Source organism: Acholeplasma hippikon (assembly GCF_900660755.1).
In the GTDB taxonomy this organism is placed as follows: Bacteria; Bacillota_I; Bacilli_A; order Acholeplasmatales; family Acholeplasmataceae; genus Acholeplasma; species Acholeplasma hippikon.
In genome coordinates this window covers 401,236-421,533 of sequence record NZ_LR215050.1, presented here as the reverse complement: position 1 = coordinate 421,533, position 20,298 = coordinate 401,236, and the positions used below count along the sequence as shown (strand labels likewise).

At 30.5% G+C, this 20,298-nt stretch carries 18 protein-coding genes; 16 read left to right on the top strand and 2 right to left on the bottom strand.

Annotated elements, in window-relative coordinates; translation table 11 throughout:
* The first annotated feature begins 37 nt into the window (after positions 1 to 37).
* From EXC59_RS02025 to EXC59_RS02015, 3 genes are read left to right on the top strand one after another with little or no spacing between them, the layout of a single operon-like run.
* Positions 38 to 721 carry an HAD family hydrolase gene (locus EXC59_RS02025; RefSeq protein WP_084145220.1) on the top strand — a complete coding sequence of 228 codons (684 nt, stop codon included), beginning with the start codon at positions 38 to 40 and terminating at the stop codon, positions 719 to 721.
* Positions 721 to 2,817: an ABC transporter ATP-binding protein/permease gene (locus EXC59_RS02020; RefSeq protein WP_162164036.1), complete on the top strand. Its 2,097-nt coding sequence runs from the start codon at positions 721 to 723 to the stop codon at positions 2,815 to 2,817. The genes EXC59_RS02025 and EXC59_RS02020 overlap by 1 nt, the downstream gene beginning before the upstream one ends.
* Positions 2,814 to 5,030, top strand: coding sequence for an ABC transporter ATP-binding protein/permease (locus EXC59_RS02015; RefSeq protein ID WP_051659040.1), 2,217 nt, complete (start codon positions 2,814 to 2,816; stop codon positions 5,028 to 5,030). The genes EXC59_RS02020 and EXC59_RS02015 overlap by 4 nt, the downstream gene beginning before the upstream one ends.
* Before the next feature lie 38 nt (positions 5,031 to 5,068).
* Here the strand turns inward: EXC59_RS02015 and EXC59_RS02010 are convergent, their stop codons facing one another.
* Positions 5,069 to 5,677 carry a nitroreductase family protein gene (locus tag EXC59_RS02010; protein WP_035369520.1) on the bottom strand — a complete coding sequence of 203 codons (609 nt, stop codon included), beginning with the start codon at positions 5,675 to 5,677 and terminating at the stop codon, positions 5,069 to 5,071.
* Between the two features lie 86 nt (positions 5,678 to 5,763).
* Here EXC59_RS02010 and mutY point away from each other — a divergent pair, with 86 nt between their 5' ends.
* On the top strand, positions 5,764 to 6,768 hold the full coding sequence (gene mutY, locus EXC59_RS02005) for an A/G-specific adenine glycosylase (RefSeq protein WP_162164037.1): 1,005 nt from the start codon (positions 5,764 to 5,766) through the stop codon (positions 6,766 to 6,768).
* A gap of 42 nt (positions 6,769 to 6,810) precedes the next feature.
* Here the strand turns inward: mutY and EXC59_RS02000 are convergent, their stop codons facing one another.
* Positions 6,811 to 7,308: a QueT transporter family protein gene (locus tag EXC59_RS02000; RefSeq protein ID WP_051659042.1), complete on the bottom strand. Its 498-nt coding sequence runs from the start codon at positions 7,306 to 7,308 to the stop codon at positions 6,811 to 6,813.
* 102 nt (positions 7,309 to 7,410) lie between these two features.
* Here EXC59_RS02000 and tgt point away from each other — a divergent pair, with 102 nt between their 5' ends.
* The 12 genes from tgt (at position 7,411) to yfmH (ending at position 20,187) form a co-directional block, all read left to right on the top strand.
* Positions 7,411 to 8,532 carry a tRNA guanosine(34) transglycosylase Tgt gene (tgt, locus tag EXC59_RS01995; protein ID WP_035369622.1) on the top strand — a complete coding sequence of 374 codons (1,122 nt, stop codon included), beginning with the start codon at positions 7,411 to 7,413 and terminating at the stop codon, positions 8,530 to 8,532.
* 55 nt (positions 8,533 to 8,587) lie between these two features.
* Positions 8,588 to 9,706 carry a cell division protein FtsZ gene (gene ftsZ / locus EXC59_RS01990; RefSeq protein ID WP_035369521.1) on the top strand — a complete coding sequence of 373 codons (1,119 nt, stop codon included), beginning with the start codon at positions 8,588 to 8,590 and terminating at the stop codon, positions 9,704 to 9,706.
* Positions 9,707 to 9,737: 31 nt separating this feature from the next.
* On the top strand, positions 9,738 to 10,841 hold the full coding sequence (gene ychF / locus EXC59_RS01985) for a redox-regulated ATPase YchF (protein ID WP_035369524.1): 1,104 nt from the start codon (positions 9,738 to 9,740) through the stop codon (positions 10,839 to 10,841).
* Positions 10,841 to 11,431, top strand: coding sequence for a YggS family pyridoxal phosphate-dependent enzyme (locus tag EXC59_RS01980; protein ID WP_051659043.1), 591 nt, complete (start codon positions 10,841 to 10,843; stop codon positions 11,429 to 11,431). Before ychF ends, EXC59_RS01980 begins: the two co-directional genes overlap by 1 nt.
* Entirely contained in the window at positions 11,432 to 11,752 is a 321-nt protein-coding gene (gene sepF / locus EXC59_RS01975; RefSeq protein WP_035369525.1) for a cell division protein SepF, read from the top strand.
* A 227-nt stretch (positions 11,753 to 11,979) separates the two neighbouring features.
* Entirely contained in the window at positions 11,980 to 14,670 is a 2,691-nt protein-coding gene (ileS, locus tag EXC59_RS01970; protein WP_162164038.1) for an isoleucine--tRNA ligase, read from the top strand.
* The gene (gene surE / locus EXC59_RS01965) at positions 14,667 to 15,407 is read left to right on the top strand and encodes a 5'/3'-nucleotidase SurE (protein ID WP_035369527.1); all 741 of its coding nucleotides are present in this window, start codon (positions 14,667 to 14,669) and stop codon (positions 15,405 to 15,407) included. Before ileS ends, surE begins: the two co-directional genes overlap by 4 nt.
* A 34-nt stretch (positions 15,408 to 15,441) precedes the next feature.
* Positions 15,442 to 16,302, top strand: a complete 861-nt coding sequence (locus EXC59_RS01960; RefSeq protein WP_035369528.1) for a hypothetical protein — start codon at positions 15,442 to 15,444, stop codon at positions 16,300 to 16,302.
* 65 nt (positions 16,303 to 16,367) lie between these two features.
* Entirely contained in the window at positions 16,368 to 17,033 is a 666-nt protein-coding gene (deoC, locus tag EXC59_RS01955) for a deoxyribose-phosphate aldolase (protein WP_162164039.1), read from the top strand.
* Positions 17,014 to 17,724, top strand: coding sequence for a purine-nucleoside phosphorylase (gene deoD / locus EXC59_RS01950; RefSeq protein WP_162164040.1), 711 nt, complete (start codon positions 17,014 to 17,016; stop codon positions 17,722 to 17,724). Before deoC ends, deoD begins: the two co-directional genes overlap by 20 nt.
* Positions 17,721 to 18,941, top strand: coding sequence for a M16 family metallopeptidase (locus EXC59_RS01945; RefSeq protein WP_162164041.1), 1,221 nt, complete (start codon positions 17,721 to 17,723; stop codon positions 18,939 to 18,941). The genes deoD and EXC59_RS01945 overlap by 4 nt, the downstream gene beginning before the upstream one ends.
* Positions 18,922 to 20,187, top strand: a complete 1,266-nt coding sequence (gene yfmH, locus EXC59_RS01940) for an EF-P 5-aminopentanol modification-associated protein YfmH (RefSeq protein ID WP_035369533.1) — start codon at positions 18,922 to 18,924, stop codon at positions 20,185 to 20,187. The genes EXC59_RS01945 and yfmH overlap by 20 nt, the downstream gene beginning before the upstream one ends.
* The last annotated feature ends 111 nt before the right edge of the window (positions 20,188 to 20,298 follow it).

The following is a 20,298-nucleotide window of genomic DNA, read 5'->3' as shown; positions in this document are numbered from 1 at the left end:
ATTCAATTTAAGTTCAGTAAATATCATTAATGATATAATGGATTTGAATAAATATTTGAACGGAGTTTTAAAAATGATTAATACGATTTTATTTGATTTAGACGGAACGATTTTAGATACCTTAATGGATTTAACAAATGCCGTTAATCATACTTTGAGAAAATTTGGATATAAAGAACGTACTGCGAAACAAGTTAGATCTTTTCTTGGCAATGGAGCAAAGCAATTAATTTTAAAGTCATTAGATGGTGATGAATCACAATTGGATGAAGTTTTATCATACTACATGCCATATTATGAGGCTAACAGTGAATGTTTGACAAAACCATATGAAGGAATTGAAGAGTTATTAAAAAAACTTAAACACAACTATAAATTAGGGGTTGTTAGTAATAAACATCAAAAAGCAGTTGAAAAAATAATTGAAAAATATTTTCCCAATATATTTGATGTTGTTATAGGTGAACAACAAGGCGTACCTAAAAAACCAGCACCAGATATGCTATTTAATGCTTTAAAAGGTTTAAATGCAAATATAGAAAACACAATTTTCATTGGCGACAGTGAAGTTGATATCCAAACTGGAAAAAATGCTGGTATGGATGTAATTGCTGTAGCATGGGGCTTTAGAGATAAAGATGAATTAATTGATCATGAACCAAATTATTTAATTGATGAAGTAAATGATATATTACTTTTATTAGAGGGGATAGATAAATAATGGCATTGATCAAACTAGAAAATGTATCAAAGTATTATAAATCTGGTGAAGGCGTATCAGTTGGTATGCAAAAAGTTTCACTTTCATTTGATGCAGGCGAATTTGTCGCAATAATAGGGGAATCTGGAAGTGGTAAATCCACATTACTTAACGTAATTTCAGGTTTAGATACTTATGAAGATGGTGAAGTATATTTAAATGATGAAGAAACTTCACATTATACGATTAAAGATTGGGAATCATATCGTGCAAAATACATTGGATTTATTTTCCAAAGTTATAACATTATTGATTCATATACAGTATTTCAAAATGTAATGTTAGCTTTAGAGGTCCAAAATTATCCAAAACATTTAAGAAAAAAACGTGCTTTAGAACTCATTGATAAAGTTGGACTTACTTCACACAAACATCATAAAGCTGCTAAGTTATCTGGAGGGCAAAAACAAAGAGCAGTAATTGCCCGTGCACTTGCTAAAGATTGTCCAATTATTGCCTGTGATGAACCTACAGGTAACTTGGATAGTGAATCTAGTAAACAAATTATCGAATTGTTACATGAGATTTCAAAAGATAAATTAATCATTATTGTGACACATAATTTTGATGAAGTGAAACAATATGCAACTAGAAAAATTAAAATTCATGATGGTGAAGTTGTTGAAGATAAAGTACTTAAACGTGATGTTGAAATCGTTAAAGTAGAAGAACCGAAAACTTCAAAAATGACAGTTGGAAGTGTTGCAAGATTTGCTATTCGTAATATTTTTTCAATTCCAAGAAGATTTTTATTATTCTTATTTTTACAACTAGCGATTATGGTTCTTTTCACCAATATATTTGCAAGTTTCATGCGAACTGCAAATTCATTTAATCCATTTGACTTATTTATTGGTGGAGATAGTATCAATAGCGTTTATAAAGATCATTTCTCTGATAATCGTTTTTTAATCTTGAGACAAGATAATCAACCACTCTCAGAAGCAGACTATGAAGCAATAAGTAGTGTTAGCGGTGATTTTGCCTTATATAAAGATGCTTTCGAACTAGATTTTGCTTCAAATTACACATTCATTTTTGGTGGAAGTTACTATGGTAATGCATTTTTTGATAGTGTATATACCATTAAAGATAATCCAAGTCTATTAATTGATGGAACCTTAAATTTAGCTGCAAATGAAATTGTTGTATCAAATGCTTTTACTGAAGCAGTAGTTGGCCAAAATCTTGAAGTAAGTAGCTTTGAATATTCAACACATAATACTGTATTAACGAATATTACTTCTGATTTACTGAATTATGATGCTAAGTTGTATGATTCATATGTAGAACTAGAAATTAATACAGATTTAAAATTTTATTATTCATTTGCTTCTAAAGATTTTCCAATTAGTTTAAGTTCATTTGATATCAATTATCAAGATGTTACTTCAATTATTGTGAGAGAATATGGCAGACATGAAGGGAAAACTTATAAAGTTGTTGGCATATATAATGATAACTTTAGCGAAAAAATATATTTTTCCGAAGCTGCTTTAGCAGTAGAAAATATAGGTAGTGGCTTCATGTTAGTTGCTAAAAATAAGAGTGATGCCACAAGAATTTTTAACAGAATTGATAAATCAGTCTATCGTGTCATTTATCCAGAATTAGAATTAGGAGAATTAGCTAGTATAACAGAACCAATTAAGTTGGTTGTTAAAGTATTCTTCTATGCATTAGCGTTTGCTATTGGCATATTCTTATATTTCTTATTAGCAACCGTTACAAAGAATATCATGCATTCAAGAATGAAAGACTTTGCAATCTATCGATCAATTGGTGCTAACCAACAAAAATTAGCATTATTAGTCATTTTTGAACAGCTATTTTTAATGTTAATAGCCTTTACGCTCTCAATGCTTATCCTGTTCTACATTACAAGAGTGGATTATTCAATATATTTAACATTTAGTTATTTAAGCAGAATGGACTATGTTGTCTTATTCGCATTATTTGCAATCTTAACATTCAGATTAGCTTCTAAGTTCAATAATAAAACATTTAAGATTTCAGTTATTGAAAATATCAGTGAAAGTAAGGAGATGGGATTATGATTAAAGTAAGTCATTTAGATAAAACATTTAACAAACGTAAAAAGAATAAAATCCATGTACTTAATGATATCTCCTTAGAATTTCCTGAGAAGGGCTTAATGGTCTTATTAGGTGCATCAGGTAGTGGGAAGACAACATTACTGAATGTTATTGGCGGGCTTGATAGAGTTGATAATGGAGAAATTCAGTTTTATGATAAGCACATTGAAAGATATAAATCAGGGTTATGGGATAGTTTAAGAAGAGAAGACATCGGCTTTATTTTCCAAAACTATTATTTAAAAAATGACTTGAGTGTATTCGAAAACGTAGCATTTGTTTTAAGATTAATTGGAATTCATGATGAAAAAGCAATTGAAGATAGAGTAAATTATATCTTAACGCAAGTTGGTATGTACAAATATCGTAAAAAATTAGCCAGTCAGCTTTCAGGGGGACAACAACAAAGAGTTGCTATTGCTCGTGCATTAGTTAAAAACCCAAAAGTTATTATTGCAGATGAACCTACAGGAAACCTAGACAGCAATAACACAGTTGAAATTATGAACATCATTAAAAATATTTCAATGAATAAATTAGTTGTCTTAGTTACGCATGAACAAGATTTAGCAGAGTTCTATGGTGATCGAATTATTGAAGTTAAAGATGGAAAAGTAATAAAAGATTATCAAAATGAAAGTCAAACTGATCATAATTTTGTGAATGATAATGCAATTTACTTAAAGGATCTATCAAAAATTTCAGATTTAAAAGACAAAAATTTAGAAGCAGCATTTTATTCGGATAATGATGAAATTGAACCTGCAAAAGTCAAATTAATCATAAAAAATAAAACACTTTATATCGATGTTGATACATCAATACAAAAAGTGAAGCTAAATGATAGTACGTTAAATCTTCAAATTAAAGATGAGCATTTCAAGAAAAAGACACGTGAAGAAATGCTTGAAACAACTTTTGATGTTGAAAGATTAAAGCATGATGATTTACATAAGATAAATAAATTAAATGTGTCATTCAAAACAAGTTTATGGATGGCATTTAAGAAATTTTTAAGATATGGTAGAAAAGGTAAATTAATGTTATTCTTATTTGCTATATCAGGTTTATTTATAGCCTATAGTGTAATGAATAACTATACAATTCTTACTGAAACGGTAGATAATAGACTAACCTTATCTAAAAATATAGTTGCTGTTGATACATCAATGACTTCACCAGCGGAACGAAATAAATTAATTGATGATATTATTTCGATAGAAGGAACAGAAGTTTATTTTGCTAAATTAAGTGGAAATTATCTGTCAATTGAGGTTCCTGGTAAACAATTTAGTATAAGTCCTGATTCTATTGAACATATCGCTATAACTGATGCCAAAATTTTATATGGTAGAGAACCTTTAAATAAATCAGAAGTCGTCATCAGTTATGGAATGTACAAAAGAACATCTGTAGGTTTAGGAGAAGCAGATTTTACAAGCATTGGTATTTGGGATGTTAGACAAATGCTTGGTCAAAAAATTACAGTTGGCAATCAAATTAAAGTTACCATTGTAGGTATTGTCAATGAAAATAAAAAGACAATTTATACTTACAATCATGAGGGATTATATGAGTTAACAGCCGGTAATGTTGTTAATACTACTTGGACAATTAAAGAAGCATATAATCAACTATTTATGGGGCTTGGAAATACAGTATACTTTAGCAGTCATAATCCTAAACAAGCAGCAAACCAATTAACTTCAGAAGGTTATGATGCTGTTAGATTTATTGATTCACTTGAACAGCAATTAAGTATTGATAAACAGCGATCTTTCTTACAAAGTATTTCTATTTCAATTGTTTTTGTCGCATTAGCACTTGTTGTATTCTATTTTGTGATGCGTTCATCAATGATTTCAAGAATATATGAAATAGCAGTTAATCGTGCATTAGGTGTTAAGAAATTTGAAATTATACTTTCATTTGTTGCTGAAATACTATTGATTGTTACAGTTAGTACCTTTATTGGATTCTTGGCAATGTCATATATTTTACATAGTGTGTCAAATACTTCATTAGCAAGTTTTGTTGTTTTTAGAGTAGATCTTGTATCACTTTTCATTGGTACGCTTGTGGTCTACGGATTAAATCTAATTGTTGGTGTATTACCTTTATTAACCTTACTAAGAAAAACACCATCACAAATTATTTCAACATACGATATGTAAGAAAAAGGGTAGAACAAACATGTTCTACCCTTGTTTTATTATTTAATGAATTGAGTCGTTTCTTTAGCTGATAATCTAACTGATTTGAAGCCTTCTTCATCAGCTTTACCTATAGAGATTAACAATGCTGGAATTAAGTTTTCTTTTATGCCTAGATTATCCATAATAGTTTTTTTATCAAAACCACCAATTGGATTTGTATCATATCCATGAATTTTGGCTGCTAACATGAAGTTCATTGCAACTAATCCGGCATCTAAAAATAATCTGTTTGTATGGCCGGGCTCTTCTAGTGTAGCATGTTTTTCAGCAATATGTTTTAATTGACGTTCCTTAACTTCAATTGGCATGATACCTTCTAAAACAGCACGATTAAAGATAATTTCAGCTTTTTCATGTCTCATAGGATCTAATGCTAATAAAATCATGTGAGAAGAAGTTTCTAATTGTGTTAAGTTATAAGTCATTGATTTTTTAAGTTTTTCTTTACCTTCAGGTGTTCCAATGACAAAGAACCTCCAAGGCTGTAAGTTTTGTGTTGACGGTGCTTTTTGAGCAAGATCAATAATATCTAAAATTTCTTCATCAGAAATCTTAAAATCTGTATATTTTCTAATTGATCTACGATTTAAAATAATCTCTTTCATGTTGTTTTCTCCTACATAGTATACCTAAGTTATGTTAACATTAATGAGATGAGATTTAAAAGATAACGCATAAAAGGACTTGAAATATGGAATATTTAAGATTATTTGAATGGTATCATGAAAATAAGAGGGATTTACCTTTTAGAAAAACAAAAAATCCCTATGATATTTGGGTAAGTGAAGTTATGCTACAGCAAACCCAAGTTGAGTCAATGTTACCTTATTTTGATAAATTTATGAAAAAGTATCCTACTATTCATGATTTGGCAAACGCAGAGTTAGAAGAAGTGCTTCATACAGTGCAAGGTATTGGATACTATAAAAGATTTAGAATGCTAAAACAAGGTGCTATTTATGTTGATCAAAACTTTAATGGTGAGTTACCAAATGATTATAAAGAACTATTAAAAATACCGGGAGTTGGTGCATATACAGCTGGTGCAATTGCGTCCATTGCATTTGACTTACCGCATGCAGCAACCGATGGTAATGTCATTCGTGTTTTATCAAGAGTTTATGGATTTGAAGATGATTTTAGATTAGAAAAAAATCGTAAGAAATTAAATGATTTTAATACGAAATTAATAGAAAAAGCACCAAATTATAATGATTACACACAAAGTGTCATGGAATTAGGAGCGAAGGTTTGTAGACCATTAAATCCTAAATGTGAAGTGTGTCCTTTAAAAGACATTTGTGTTGCTAATAAAGAGGATAAAATAGAAAAATATCCTTACTTAAGTCCATTAAAAAAACAAAAAGAAACATTATTCTATGCCTTTGTTGTTAAATACAAAGATAAATTTGTCTTACGAAAAAGAACAGAGGAATTATTAAATGGATTCTATGAATTTATTCAGGTTGAGGCAGATAGCTTAAATGGTGCTTTAAATCAAATGAATGAATTAGGATATGATATTGAAGTCGTTGAAGAACTGAAAGATGTAAAACATGTCTTTACACATTTAATTTGGCATATTAAACCAGTCATTGTTATTGCAAGTAAAATTCCAGATAATGTTGAAATATATAGTGATTTCAAAGGATTGCCAATTGCGACTGTACATCAAAAAATACTTAAACAATTATGAAAAATAAAAGACCCTATAGTTACATAACTATAAGGTCTATTTTTATTTAACTAATTCATTAAGTAGTTGATTTTTTTCAAACAATAATTTGAGTGGAATTCCAAGTACAGTAACAACTAATAATTCACCAAATGCAACATAGAATCCAAACACAACAAAGTTTTGCCATGTCGAAGTCATGAATGCATCAATTCCAGCTACGATTATCCCATTAAATAAGGCTGGGAAGATTAATAAACTAATTAACCAATTTCGTTTGCCAAGAAGGATGAATGATACACATACCAGTGTGGTTGCAACTGTTCCAAAGATTGCATCACTAATGCCATATGGACTATTTAGGTTGGCTACGAATGTTCCAACAATAATCCCGATTGCGTTCTTCTTATTGAAAAACACCAAAATTAGAAGTGCTTCAGCGATTCTTACTTGAAGGCTGGCACTGAAAGATATCCATGGCAGAAGTAAGACAAGTACTGTATAAATACTTGCGATCATCGCCTGAACTGCTAAATCTTTAACAGTAAATTTGTTATTCATTTTTAGTCTCCTTGTTTTTTTATAGCGGGTTAATCGAGGTACCGCTTTATTTTTAACGTATCTATTGTAACATTTTATGTTATAATTGCAAGGCGGAAGGTGATTTATTTGATAAAATATGAAGTCTTACACATTTGTAAGCAAAGTGGCGCAAGATTAGGTAGATTAACAACTCCTCATGGGGTTTTTGAAACACCTCTTTTTATGCCAGTTGGAACCTTGGCTACTGTAAAAACTTTAACTCCTGAAGAAATTAGAGAAGTTTCTGAAGGCTTAATTTTAGGTAATACTTATCATTTATGGCAACAACCAGGAAATGATATTGTTAAAGCACACGGTGGTATTAGAGGATTTATGAAATGGGATGGTGCACTTTTAACAGATAGTGGCGGATTCCAAGTTTTCTCTTTAGCTAAACTAAGAGATATTAAAGAAGAAGGTGTTACATTTAAACACCATAAATCAGGTGCTCCATTGTTCTTATCACCTGAAATTGCAATCAAAATACAAGAAGATTTAGGTGCAGATATCATCATGTCATTTGATGAATGTCCACCTCCATATGAAAGTTATGAATATCAAAAGAAATCTGTTGAAAGAACGATTCGTTGGGCTAAACGTGGCAAAGAAGCATTAACAACAGACCAAGCATTATTTGGTATCGTTCAAGGTGGATTAAATAAAGATTTAAGAGAATTTTGTGCTAAAGAATTAGCTAAACTTGATTTCCCTGGTTATTCAATTGGTGGATTATCAGTTGGTGAAACAAAAGCCGAAATGTATGAAATGACTAAGTTCTTAAATCCAATCTTACCATTTGATAAACCAAGATACTTAATGGGTGTTGGTGCGCCAGAAGATTTACTTGAAAATGTAATTAATGGCGTAGATATGTTTGACTGTGTCTTACCGACAAGAAATGCACGTCATGGTACGGCATTTACAACTTATGGAAAAGTTCAAGTTAAAGCTCAAAAGTTTGAACGCGATATGAATCCATTAGACCCTGGTCTAGAAACATCTATTTCAAAATACTCAAAGAGTTATATTAGACACTTATTTAAAGCAGAAGAAATTTTAGGTCAAAGAATGTTAACAATTCAAAATTTAGCCTACCTAAAGTATTTAATGAGTGAGATTAGACAAGCAATCAAGGAAGACCGATTATTAGACTTCAAAAAAGAGTTCTATGCGAAAACGAATTATCCTGAAGTAAAGTATTAAACACTTTATTTTTTAATAAAAATAGTTTACAATGAGAATGATAGGAGGGATATCTATGGTTTTTGGATATTCAGATGAATTTAATCAGAAACCGGTTATTAAAGTCATTGGTGTTGGTGGTGGAGGAAACTCTGCAATTAACAGAATGATTGAAAACGATGTTAAAGGGGTATCCTATGTAGCGATGAATACTGACGCACAAGTGCTCAAAGTTTCAAAAGCTGAAGAAAGAATTCAACTAGGAAAAAAATTAACTCGTGGACTTGGTGCAGGTGCAAAACCTGAAGTTGGTAAACAAGCAGCGCTTGAATCTGAAGAAGAAATTAGAGAAGTATTATCAAATGCTGATATGGTATTTATCACATGTGGTATGGGTGGCGGAACAGGAACTGGTGCAGCACCAGTTATTGCTAGAATTGCTAAAGAAATGGGTATTCTAACAATTGGGATTGTCACAAAACCTTTTAAATTTGAAGGGCCATTAAGAATGCAACATGCAATCATGGGTCTAGAAGAATTAAAACCAAATGTTGATACTTTAATTGTTATTCCTAATGAACGTCTGTTTACAATTGCTGACCATACAATGCAACTACTTGATGCGTTTAGAGAATCAGACAAGATTCTACGTCAAGGTGTACAAGGTATTGCTGAAATCATTTCAGTGCCTGGTATGATTAACGTTGACTTTGCTGACGTTAGAACAGTGATGGAAAACAAAGGTACTGCTTTAATGGGAATCGGTATTGCAAGTGGTGAAACACGTGCAGTAGAAGCTGCTAGAAAAGCAATTCATTCAAAATTATTAGAAGTTTCAATTGATGGTGCTACAGATGCTATTGTAAATATTACAACAGGACCATCTGTCTTACTATTTGAAATTGAAGAAGCATTAACTGAAATCAGAAACGCAACCGAATCTGATTTAAATGTTATTTATGGTCATACAGTGAACGTTGACTTAGATGATGAAATGATCGTTACAATTATTGCAACTGGTTATGAATTAAAATCTAAAGAAAATACTGTAGAGAACTTAGCTTCTGAAATCTTTAAAAAGAACACAGTTGAACAAGTAAAAGTTACTAAAACCGGACTTGAACCAGTTGAAAGTACAGAAGAAGAAACACCAAAAGGAAGAAGAATTCCAGACTGGTTAAAGAAAAAATTTTAAAAGGCGATAACGCCTTTTTTAACGGGAGAATATTATGTTAAGTATTGGAATTGTAGGTTTACCAAATGTTGGTAAATCAACACTATTTAATGCAATTACTAACTCAGGAGTATTAGCAGCAAACTATCCATTTGCAACTATCGATCCAAACGTTGGTGTTGTACAAGTTAATGATGATAGACTAGAAAATCTAGCTAAAATTTATAAATCTGCAAAGATTATTCCAACAGCAATCGAATTCATTGATATTGCTGGTTTAGTAAAAGGGGCTTCAAAAGGTGAAGGATTAGGTAACCAATTCTTATCACACATCCGTCAAGTTGATGCGATTGCACACGTTATTCGTTGTTTTGAAGATACAAACATTACACATGTTGAAGGTAGAGTTGATCCGATTCGTGACCTTGAAATCATTGAAATGGAATTAAGATTAGCTGATTTAGAATCAATCGAAAAGAGATTACCTAGATTAGAAAAAATGTTAAAAGTTAAAAACGCTGAAGCAATGGTAGAAGCGTCTGCATTAACAAAGGTAAAAACAATGATTGAAACAGACGGTAGACCAAGTGATTTAGATTTTTCTGATGAAGAAAAGAAAATTGTTAAAAATCTTAATTTACTGTCTTTAAAACAAAATTTATATATCGCAAATTTAGCTGATACTGATTTAGCAAATCCAACTGCTAATAATCACTTCAATGCATTAGTAGAAAAAGGTAAATCATTAGGAATTGATGTAATTCCGATTTCAGCTCAAGTAGAATACGAAATTTCTACCATTGAAGATAAAGAAGAACAAACTATTTTCTTAGAAAGTTATGGCTTAAAAGAATCTGGTTTAGATTCAGTAATTAAAAAAGGTTATGAAATCTTAGGCTTAAAAACTTACTTTACTTGTGGACCACAAGAAACAAGAGCGTGGACATTTGTTGCAGGGACAAAAGCCCCTCAAGCAGCAGGTATCATTCATACTGACTTTGAAAAAGGATTTATTAAAGCTGAAACATTATCATATGATGATTTAATGGCTTGTGGATCTCCAGTGGCAGCTAAAGAAAAAGGTAAAGTTCGTTTAGAAGGTAAAGATTATGTTGTGCAAGATGGTGACATTATGCACTTTAGATTTAATGTATAATGAACTTCTTAGATTATAAAGATAATATTGTATGTGCTTCTAAATATTTTACGGTAGAAGAAATGAATAAAATATATGAACTAGGTATTAGAAACTTTGGTGAAAATTATGTTCAAGATCTTCTATGCAAAAAAGAAGCAGTTAATCATAAAGATATTATTTGGCATTTAATAGGACATCTTCAAACGAATAAAGTGAAACAAGTAATTAATGAAATTGATTACCTTCATTCACTAGATTCTATTAAATTAGCTAAAGAGATTCAAAAATACCGTATAAATCCGTTAAACTGTTTTATTCAACTTAATATTTCACATGAAGAAAGTAAATCTGGGTTAATTGTCGAAAACTTAACCGACTTTATGGAAGAGATAAAAAAATATGATAAAATAAATATAATCGGGTTTATGGCCATGGGTGTAGATAATAATTTAGTTGCTACAGAAAATGTCTTTAAGACATTGAATGATTTAAAAAAGCAATATGGATTAGAAAAAACATCAATGGGTATGAGTCATGATTTTGAATTAGCACTTAAATATCAAAGTGATTATTTAAGAATTGGATCACTATTCAAAGGGGTAATCTAAATGGGTCTATTTGGTAAGAAGAAGCAAAATGAAATTGAAATCTTAACTGCTGAACGCATTTTGATGGAACAACTTCGTAATGATGATGATGCATATATTACTAAGTTAGCACGTCAAATGATGGAAGGCGCACCATTAATTTTAAACTTTGATCAATTACATATCGATCGAGCAAATAAAGTCATTTCATTTATGTCTGGTGTTGTTTATGCAATTTCTGGTCAAATTGTAGAAATTAATGAAACAACTTATCTTTTTGGAAATAAAGACCTTTATACAGATGGTTCTGTTGAAGCGTGGCTAAGAACTAATTTAAATTAAATATTGCGATGACTAGACCAAGGTAGTATTGTAAAGGTTTAAAGCGAGTAAGGAAATGGTGTAAGCCTTACAACAAACACAATAACTATTATCAGCTACGAGCAAAATCAACTTAAATAAGTGCGTATATAATATGTATACGAACTAAGGTGGTACCGCGGAATTTTTAATTCGTCCTTAGAATTGATTTTTAAGGACGATTTTTTTATTTATTGGAGGAAATAAGAATGGATTTTAAAGATACATTATTAATGCCTAAAACCGATTTTGAAATGAGAGGTAATTTAGGTGTTAGAGAACCATTAATCCAAGCAAAATGGGCTGAAATGGATCTCTACAAAAAAGTATTAGAAATGAATAAGGACAATGAGCCATTTGTTTTACACGATGGTCCTCCTTATGCAAACAATAATATTCACATTGGACATGCTTTCCAAAAAACTTTAAAAGACTTTGTATTACGTTATCAAACAATGTCTGGTAAATATGTACCCTATATTCCAGGATGGGATACACATGGTTTACCAATTGAAAATGAAGTAACTAAAAAAGGAGTTAATCGTAAAGAGTTATCACGTTCAGAATTTAGAAAAATCTGCCGTGAATACGCATTAAGCCAAGTAGAAGTTCAAAAAGCACAATTCAAACGCTTAGGTATTTTAGGTGATTGGGATCATCCTTATCTAACACTAGATAAGACTTTTGTTGCTGATCAAATTAGAGTATTTGGTCAAATGGTAGAAAATAGATTAATCTATAAGGGATTAAAACCAATTTATTGGTCACCATCTTCAGAATCTGCTTTAGCAGAAGCTGAAATTGAATATCATGACAAACAATCAAAATCAATTTATGTTGCATTTGATGTTGTTGATGAAAAATTCCCAAATACAAAATTATTAATTTGGACAACTACACCTTGGACTTTACCTGCAAATTTAGCAGTTTCAGCACATCCAAACTTAACTTATGTATTATTTGAATCAAATGGTACAAATTATATCTGTGCTAAAGACTTATTAGAAAAATTAACTTCACTATTAAAATTTGAAAATGTAAATATCATTAAAGAATTCAAAGGTGAAGCATTAGAATATGTTCAATATAAACACCCATTATTTGATCGTGTAAGCCCAGTAATCTTAGGTGAACATGTTACCAATGAAGATGGTACTGGTTTAGTACATACTGCACCAGGACATGGTGTAGATGACTATATGGTTGGTAAGAAATATAAATTAGATTTATTATCACCAGTTGATGCTCAAGGTCATATGACTGCTGAAGCATTCCAATATGAAGGCTTATTCTATGAAAAAGCAAATGATGCAATCATTGCTGATTTAGAAGCTAAAGGTGCATTATTAAATCTAACTGTAATCACTCACTCATATCCTCATGACTGGAGAACTAAAAAACCAGTAATCTTTAGAGCAACGCCTCAATGGTTTGCAAGTGTGGAAATGATTAGAGAAGAATTACTTGAATCAGTTAAAACAGTTAAATGGAATACTGTATGGGGTGAAGTGAGACTTTCAAACATGTTGAGAGACCGTGAAGACTGGGTAATTTCTCGTCAAAGAGCATGGGGAGTTCCAATTCCTGCATTCTATAAAGAAGATGGCACACCAATCTTAGACAGCAATGTAATTAATCATGTTGCTGATATCTTTGAAAAACATGGTTCAGATGTTTGGTATGAATGGGAACCTAAAGATTTATTACCTGAAGGATATGAATTTGAAGGAAAATTAACAAAAGAATTAGATATCATGGACGTTTGGTTTGACTCAGGTACTTCATACCGCGTGTTAGAACGTCGTGGATTACCATTCCCAGCTGATTTATACTTAGAAGGTTCTGACCAATATCGTGGATGGTTTAACTCATCATTAACTACATCAATTGCAACTAAGAAGATTGCTCCATATAAAGAAATCGTTTCTCATGGTTTCGTATTAGATGGTCAAGGCAGAAAAATGAGTAAATCATTAGGTAATGTTATTGACCCATTAGCAGTAATGAAAGAACAAGGTGCTGACGTATTAAGATTATGGGTAGCATCAGTTGACTATGAAGCAGATGTTAGAATTTCTAATGATTTAATGAAACAAGTTTCTGAATCATATAGAAAAATTAGAAACACATTTAGATTTATGTTAGGTGTTGTCAATGATTTTAATCCTGAAACAGATTATGTAGGTTGGTCAATGAGAGGTCAATTAAACCGTATTGTGACTGATAAGTATTATGAATTAGCATCTAAGACAAACGAAGCATATAAAAACTATAATTTTGCTGAAGTTACACGCTTAGTGATGCCATTTATTATTAATGAATTATCAGCATTCTACTTAGACTATACAAAAGATACATTATACTGTGATGATCAAAATGATTTTGAACGTCGTGCAATTCAATCAACAATTTATGATATCTTATTAGGTTTACTTGCAATCCTTACACCAATCATTCCACATACAACTTCTGAAGCATATAGCCACTTACCTTATAAAGCTGAAGAAGATATTTACTTAGAACGTATGCCAGTTGGTGGCAGAATGAAAGAGCCCAAATTACAAGAAAATTATGTTCATTTCGTAACCTTACGTGATGAAGTATTAAAACACTTAGAATTAGCTCGTGCATCTAAATTAATTGGTAAATCATTAGAAGCTAAAGTTACAATCAATGTGACAAAAGAAATGATGGACGCATTAACATACTTACAATTGACAGAAAACTTAAATAAAGTATTAATTGTTTCAAAAGTTAACTTAATCTTAAGCAATGAGTTCAGCGTATTAGTTGAAAAGGCTGATGGCGTTTTATGTGAACGTTGCTGGAACATTGTTGATGAAGTCAATGGTGATAAACTTTGTCACCGTTGTGAACATGTAATTGGAGGAAGAAGATGAATATTTTAGTCGTAAATGATGATGGTATTGAAGCAGAAGGTATTAAAATCTTAGTAAAGGCTGCTAGTCATTTTGGCTCTGTATTTGTCGCTGCGCCAAAATATCAACAAAGTGCAATGTCAGCTGCAATTTCATATAAAGGAACAATGGAAATTGAAGAAGTTGAACCTTTATTTGCATCAGCAAGATCAATTGCAGTCACTGGAACACCTGCAGACTGTATCAAAGCTGGTTTAAAATTATTTGATCAAGAATTTGATTTAGTTTTATCTGGTATTAATCATGGCGTAAATTTAGCAAAAGATATTCAATATTCTGGAACAGTTGCAGCAGCAATGGAAGCCTCAATTTATGGTATTCCTGCGATTGCTTTCTCTGCTCCAGATATTAAGGTTCCTTATTTATATGATGAAACAGTAAAATTATTAGATGAGTTAATTGAAACTGAATTGTATAAAAATACAGGAATCTTAAATGTAAACTTCCCGCACACTTCATTTAAAAAAGTACAGGGAATCCGTGTAACAAAATTAGGTCAACGCCTACAATATAGTGAATTAATGAAGACCGATAAACCTAATGTTTATAGACTTCACGCATCAGATGTTCATTTTAAAGAAGATGAAGATAGTGATATGACAGCTTACTATGAAGGCTATGTTTCTATCACACCAATGCAGTTTGATAGAACTGACTATAAAAAATTAAAAAATATCTTTAGTGAAGAGAACAAGTAACTCATGTTAAAATAGAAATAAAGGGGAGATTACGTTGAGTCAATTTTATCTACATTTTTTTAAAGAAAAATCAAGAACAATTGATATGGAACAAGTCATTGAGCATTTTGAATCCGAAGAAGGATTTGAAGTTGAGATGGATGATAAAGCCGTAAGATTTTTATATTCACATCCTAGATTAGGATATGTATGTGCTTTCTATATCACAAGAAAATCACAAGTTCCAAATATTCAAAGAGTATCTCCTAAATATTTAGAAGTGAATTTTCACTTAGAACTACCAATTTTAAGTCCAAATTACTTTGTAAAACATGTCATTCAACTTGTTAAAAAGGTTTGTGATAAGTTTGATTTATTCGTCTTATCAGAAATGTTTAACGATGTCTTAGAGTTTAATGCAGATAGAATCTTTAGAGTTTATCAAATGGTTAAAAAGGCATATTTAGAAAAATATCCTGAAGAACAAGATAAATATTACTTCTTTAGAGAAGAAAAATTAAACTCAGTATTAAGATATATGGATGAAATGGTTAGTTTACAAGCATATTATGATGATTTAGATACAATTGTTCCTAAGTATCACTTCATTAAAGATGAAGAAGATAATCCATATCTAGCTGTTGAGTGGAAGGAGAATTCGTTAACTGTATTCCCTCCATATGTTGATTATTTATTATATCGACAAGCAGATGATATGGTTAAAGTGATTGATTATAATGAATTCTTAAAGAAAACTGAAAAATTATTGCTAGATGTACCTGGTTTTTTACAAGGAACTAAAGTTGTTAGTAAAAAGGCAAACAAGAAACTTAATAAAATCGCAAGAAAAGGTAAGTTTACTCCAGTAGCTAAGAGTTTTTCTAGATATCATTTACATCAAGTGTTAGACGCTTAAAACAATCAGTTAATAAAATATCAATCTAAAGACATACGTCTATAAAGAATTAAAGGAGAAACAATATGTTATTAAATACATATATTGATCATACTAAATTAGGACCAATCGTAACAAAAGAACAAATTGACCAATTAATCGAAGAAGCAATCAAATATCAATTTAAGAGTGTTTGCGTAAGTCCAATTTGGGTAAAATATGCTAAAGAAAAACTTGAAGGAACAAACGTATTAGTATGTACTGTCATTGGATTTCCTCATGGAACTCATTTACCAAAGGTAAAAGCATATGAAACAAAAGAAGCCATTAAAGATGGTGCTGACGAAATTGATATGGTTATTAATGTTTCAGCAGTAAAAGAAGCTAATAGAAAAAATGTATTAGCAGATATTAAAGCAGTTGTTAAAGCTGCAAAAGGTAAAACTGTTAAAGTTATTATCGAAACAGCTTATTTAGAAAAGAAAGAAATTACTTTTGCATCTAAATTAGCGATCAAAGCTGGTGCTCAATTCGTTAAAACATCTACAGGTTATGCGTCTCGTGGTGCTTCATTAGAAGATGTTATTATTATGAAGAAAGCAATCAAAGATACAGGATTTATTAAAGCTTCAGGCGGCATTCGTACAAAAGAAGACGCTTTAAAAATGATCGAAGCAGGTGCTGATAGATTAGGCACATCTGGAGGGGTTAAATTAATGGAGGGGGAAACAAATGGCAACACCACATATTGAGTTAGAAGATAAAAGCAAAATTGCAAAAACTGTTCTAATGCCTGGAGATCCACTTAGAGCTAAGTTTATTGCAGAAACATATTTAGAAAACGTTGAACAAATCAACGGCGTAAGAAATATGTTTGGATATACAGGAACTTATAAAGGAAAGAAGATTTCTGTTATGGGTTCTGGCATGGGTATGCCTTCAATTGGTATTTACTCATATGAATTATTTAAATTCTACGATGTAGAAACAATCATTCGTATCGGTTCAGCGGGCGCTTATACTGATAAGTTAAACTTATACGATGTTGTATTATCTACAGCAGCATGGAGTGAATCTTCATACGCTAAAACAATGGGCGTATCTTCTAAGAAGAAACTAAATGCTACAAAATCAGTAAATAGCGCATTAAAGAGAAGTGCTAAAAAATTAGGCATTGAAATTCATGAAGGTGTTATTCACTCATCTGACGTATTCTACCGTATCAATGGTGATGAATTCAAAGATATTCATGAAAAACATGGTTGTCTATGTGTCGAAATGGAATCATTTGCATTATTCGCTAATGCATTAGCAACAGGTAAAAAAGCTGCTTGTTTATTAACAATTTCAGATTCACTTGTTACACATGAACTAACTTCTGCTAAAGAACGTCAAGAAGCATTTACTAGAATGATGGAGATTGCTCTTAACGCTAAAGTATGACCATTTTAAAAAATAGTCGATTTAAAACGATACATTTATCATTCTGTTTCATCGATAAAAATGAAAAAGATGCGTATTCGTATCGTTTTTTATTAGCCCGCATTTTAACAAGTTACTCAACTAAATATCCTACAAAAAAATCACTAATCAATGCATTTTCTAATCTTTATGGTTCATATGTGTCATCTAAATTGAATGTAATGGGGCAATATTCTATGCTCCGTTTTACAATGTCATTTGCGAGTCCAAAATTTATTGATGACTTAAATTATGAAGATGATATCATTGATTTAATTAAAGATATGCTTTTTGATCGAAAGTTATTCGATGAACAGATTTTTAATGAGACAAAAAGAAGATTAATTGAACAAATTGAAACATTACCTGAACGTAAATTTGAGTATGCTAGAGATATGTTTTTAACGCATAATTTTGGTAATCACTATATTGCGCATCCAAGTTATGGGACACTAGAAGAAGTAGAAAAAATAACAGTAAATGATTTATATCAGTATTATTTAGAACATTTCTTAACAAATGATATTAAAATTTATGCCACAGGTGATATTTCTGAATCGCTTCAATCAAAAATTGATAACCTAAAGTCATTTGAACGTGTAACCTTGAAAGAGCGCTTAATGATTGAAGACTTCAATAAGTCTTATACACACCATGAAACAAAGTTACCAATGGGACAATCATTTATATTCTTGGCATATAACTTGAATATTAATCGTTTAGATAAATTATATATACCTGCAATCTTAGCATCCTTAATGTTAAGTGGATATCCGGATAGTATTTTATTTAAAGAGTTTAGAGAAGAATTAGGTTTAGCTTATGAAGTAGATGCTAGATTTGAATATGATAAAAAGTACTTATTTATTTTTGCTGGTGTTAATAATGAAACGCGATTAGACAGTTTTCAAGCTTTAAAAGAAATTGTTGAGCGTTATATCCAAAATGGACCAAGTGAAGAAATGTTATTTAATGCCAAAAAGGCATTAATTAATCAAACAATTCTTGCAGAAGACTATCAACAAAGTTATATTCCTAAATTAATTGCAAATGAACTTTATCAAACAAACTCAACTTTAGAAAATGATATTGAAAATATCAAGCGTGTTACAGTTTCAGAAGTAAAAGAAGTTTTAAGTATGCTAAAACTAACAACATCATTTATTGTGGAGGGTGAAAATGAATCCGAAAGTATTTGAAAACCCTATTCACAAATTTAAATTAAATAATGGATTAAATGTTCATTTAATTCCAACAAATTCTCAAATTACATTTGTTCAATTGGATATACCAATTGGGGGAATTACCTTAAGATATGAAAAAGATGGCATTATAAATCAAGTGATACCGGGATCAGCACACTTTTTAGAACATAAGATATTTGCAACACCAGAGGGTGATGGTTTTCAAAAACTATCTACATTTGGTGTAAGTGCAAATGCCATGACAACTTATCAAACCACAAGTTATACCATTAATGGCCATGAAAATATCTTATTGTCAGTAATTTATTTAATTAAAATGTTAGATGAACCGTATTTCACTGATAAAAATGTAGCAAGTGAAAGAAAAATCATTAATGAAGAAATTCAAATGTATGATGATGATCCTGATACAATCATTGATAGAAAACTATTTAGTCAACTTTTATACAATCATCCATTATTAAATGATATTTTAGGTACTAAAGCTGATATAAAAGAAATATCAAAAGAAAGTTTATTAAAACTTCATCAAGATTTTTATTTAAATGAAAATCGCCAACTTTTAATTATTGGTCCAATTGATGTTTATGAATATGAAAAAGTATTAAAAGAAAACTTTAATACGTATAAGGAAACATCAAGCGTAATCATTAAAAAAACAGAAGAGCCAAAAGAAGTTAAACTTAAACAAGATAAGCTATATTTAGACGTTTTTATGCCAAGTATTTCGATTGGGTTTAAATATATCCATCAAAAATTAGATTATTTAAGCCGTTATAAAAATAGCATGATCATGAGTTTTTTAATGAGACTTTTATTTGGTAAGCAATCAAGTTTTAGTGACCAAATGATTAAAAAAGGTTATATGAATTCAAATTTTGACTTCGATATGACAAATGAAGAACAACTTTTACTCTATGTCATCGATGTTAATACGAAAAACTATGAAAAAATTAAAGAGGAATTTATTAATTACTTCTTTAATGAGGCGTTAAACGAATTAACGCATGAAAACTTTGAAATCATGAAACGTGGATATCTAGGTGGATATTTAATGGAACTTGATGATATTGAAACAAAACTATATCTTTATGGTAAGTTCAACTTAAATCAGATGACAATTGAAGATGCGATACAAACCATAAAAGATATTACACTAGATGATGTCATTGCGTTATATCAATCATTTAATGATGATATGATTTCATATTTATTTACTTTACCAAAAGACAAAAAATAATCTTTATTTTTAAAAAAAATCATAAAAGAATAGGTGATGGAAGATTCCATCACTTTTTTTATGAAAAAATATTTATATTACCCATTTTAAACATAAAAGTAGAATTTTTAT

What these genes read in the sequence shown, in the direction of transcription:
- EXC59_RS02025 (WP_084145220.1), top strand. Translation starts at nt 38, where the DNA reads ATGGATTTGAATAAATATTTGAACGGAGTTTTAAAAATGATTAATACG.
- EXC59_RS02020 (WP_162164036.1), top strand. Translation starts at nt 721, where the DNA reads ATGGCATTGATCAAACTAGAAAATGTATCAAAGTATTATAAATCTGGT.
- EXC59_RS02015 (WP_051659040.1), top strand. Translation starts at nt 2,814, where the DNA reads ATGATTAAAGTAAGTCATTTAGATAAAACATTTAACAAACGTAAAAAG.
- EXC59_RS02010 (WP_035369520.1), bottom strand. Translation starts at nt 5,677, where the DNA reads ATGAAAGAGATTATTTTAAATCGTAGATCAATTAGAAAATATACAGAT.
- mutY (WP_162164037.1), top strand. Translation starts at nt 5,764, where the DNA reads ATGGAATATTTAAGATTATTTGAATGGTATCATGAAAATAAGAGGGAT.
- EXC59_RS02000 (WP_051659042.1), bottom strand. Translation starts at nt 7,308, where the DNA reads ATGAATAACAAATTTACTGTTAAAGATTTAGCAGTTCAGGCGATGATC.
- ftsZ (WP_035369521.1), top strand. Translation starts at nt 8,588, where the DNA reads ATGGTTTTTGGATATTCAGATGAATTTAATCAGAAACCGGTTATTAAA.
- EXC59_RS01980 (WP_051659043.1), top strand. Translation starts at nt 10,841, where the DNA reads ATGAACTTCTTAGATTATAAAGATAATATTGTATGTGCTTCTAAATAT.
- sepF (WP_035369525.1), top strand. Translation starts at nt 11,432, where the DNA reads ATGGGTCTATTTGGTAAGAAGAAGCAAAATGAAATTGAAATCTTAACT.
- ileS (WP_162164038.1), top strand. Translation starts at nt 11,980, where the DNA reads ATGGATTTTAAAGATACATTATTAATGCCTAAAACCGATTTTGAAATG.
- surE (WP_035369527.1), top strand. Translation starts at nt 14,667, where the DNA reads ATGAATATTTTAGTCGTAAATGATGATGGTATTGAAGCAGAAGGTATT.
- deoC (WP_162164039.1), top strand. Translation starts at nt 16,368, where the DNA reads ATGTTATTAAATACATATATTGATCATACTAAATTAGGACCAATCGTA.
- deoD (WP_162164040.1), top strand. Translation starts at nt 17,014, where the DNA reads ATGGCAACACCACATATTGAGTTAGAAGATAAAAGCAAAATTGCAAAA.
- EXC59_RS01945 (WP_162164041.1), top strand. Translation starts at nt 17,721, where the DNA reads ATGACCATTTTAAAAAATAGTCGATTTAAAACGATACATTTATCATTC.
- yfmH (WP_035369533.1), top strand. Translation starts at nt 18,922, where the DNA reads ATGAATCCGAAAGTATTTGAAAACCCTATTCACAAATTTAAATTAAAT.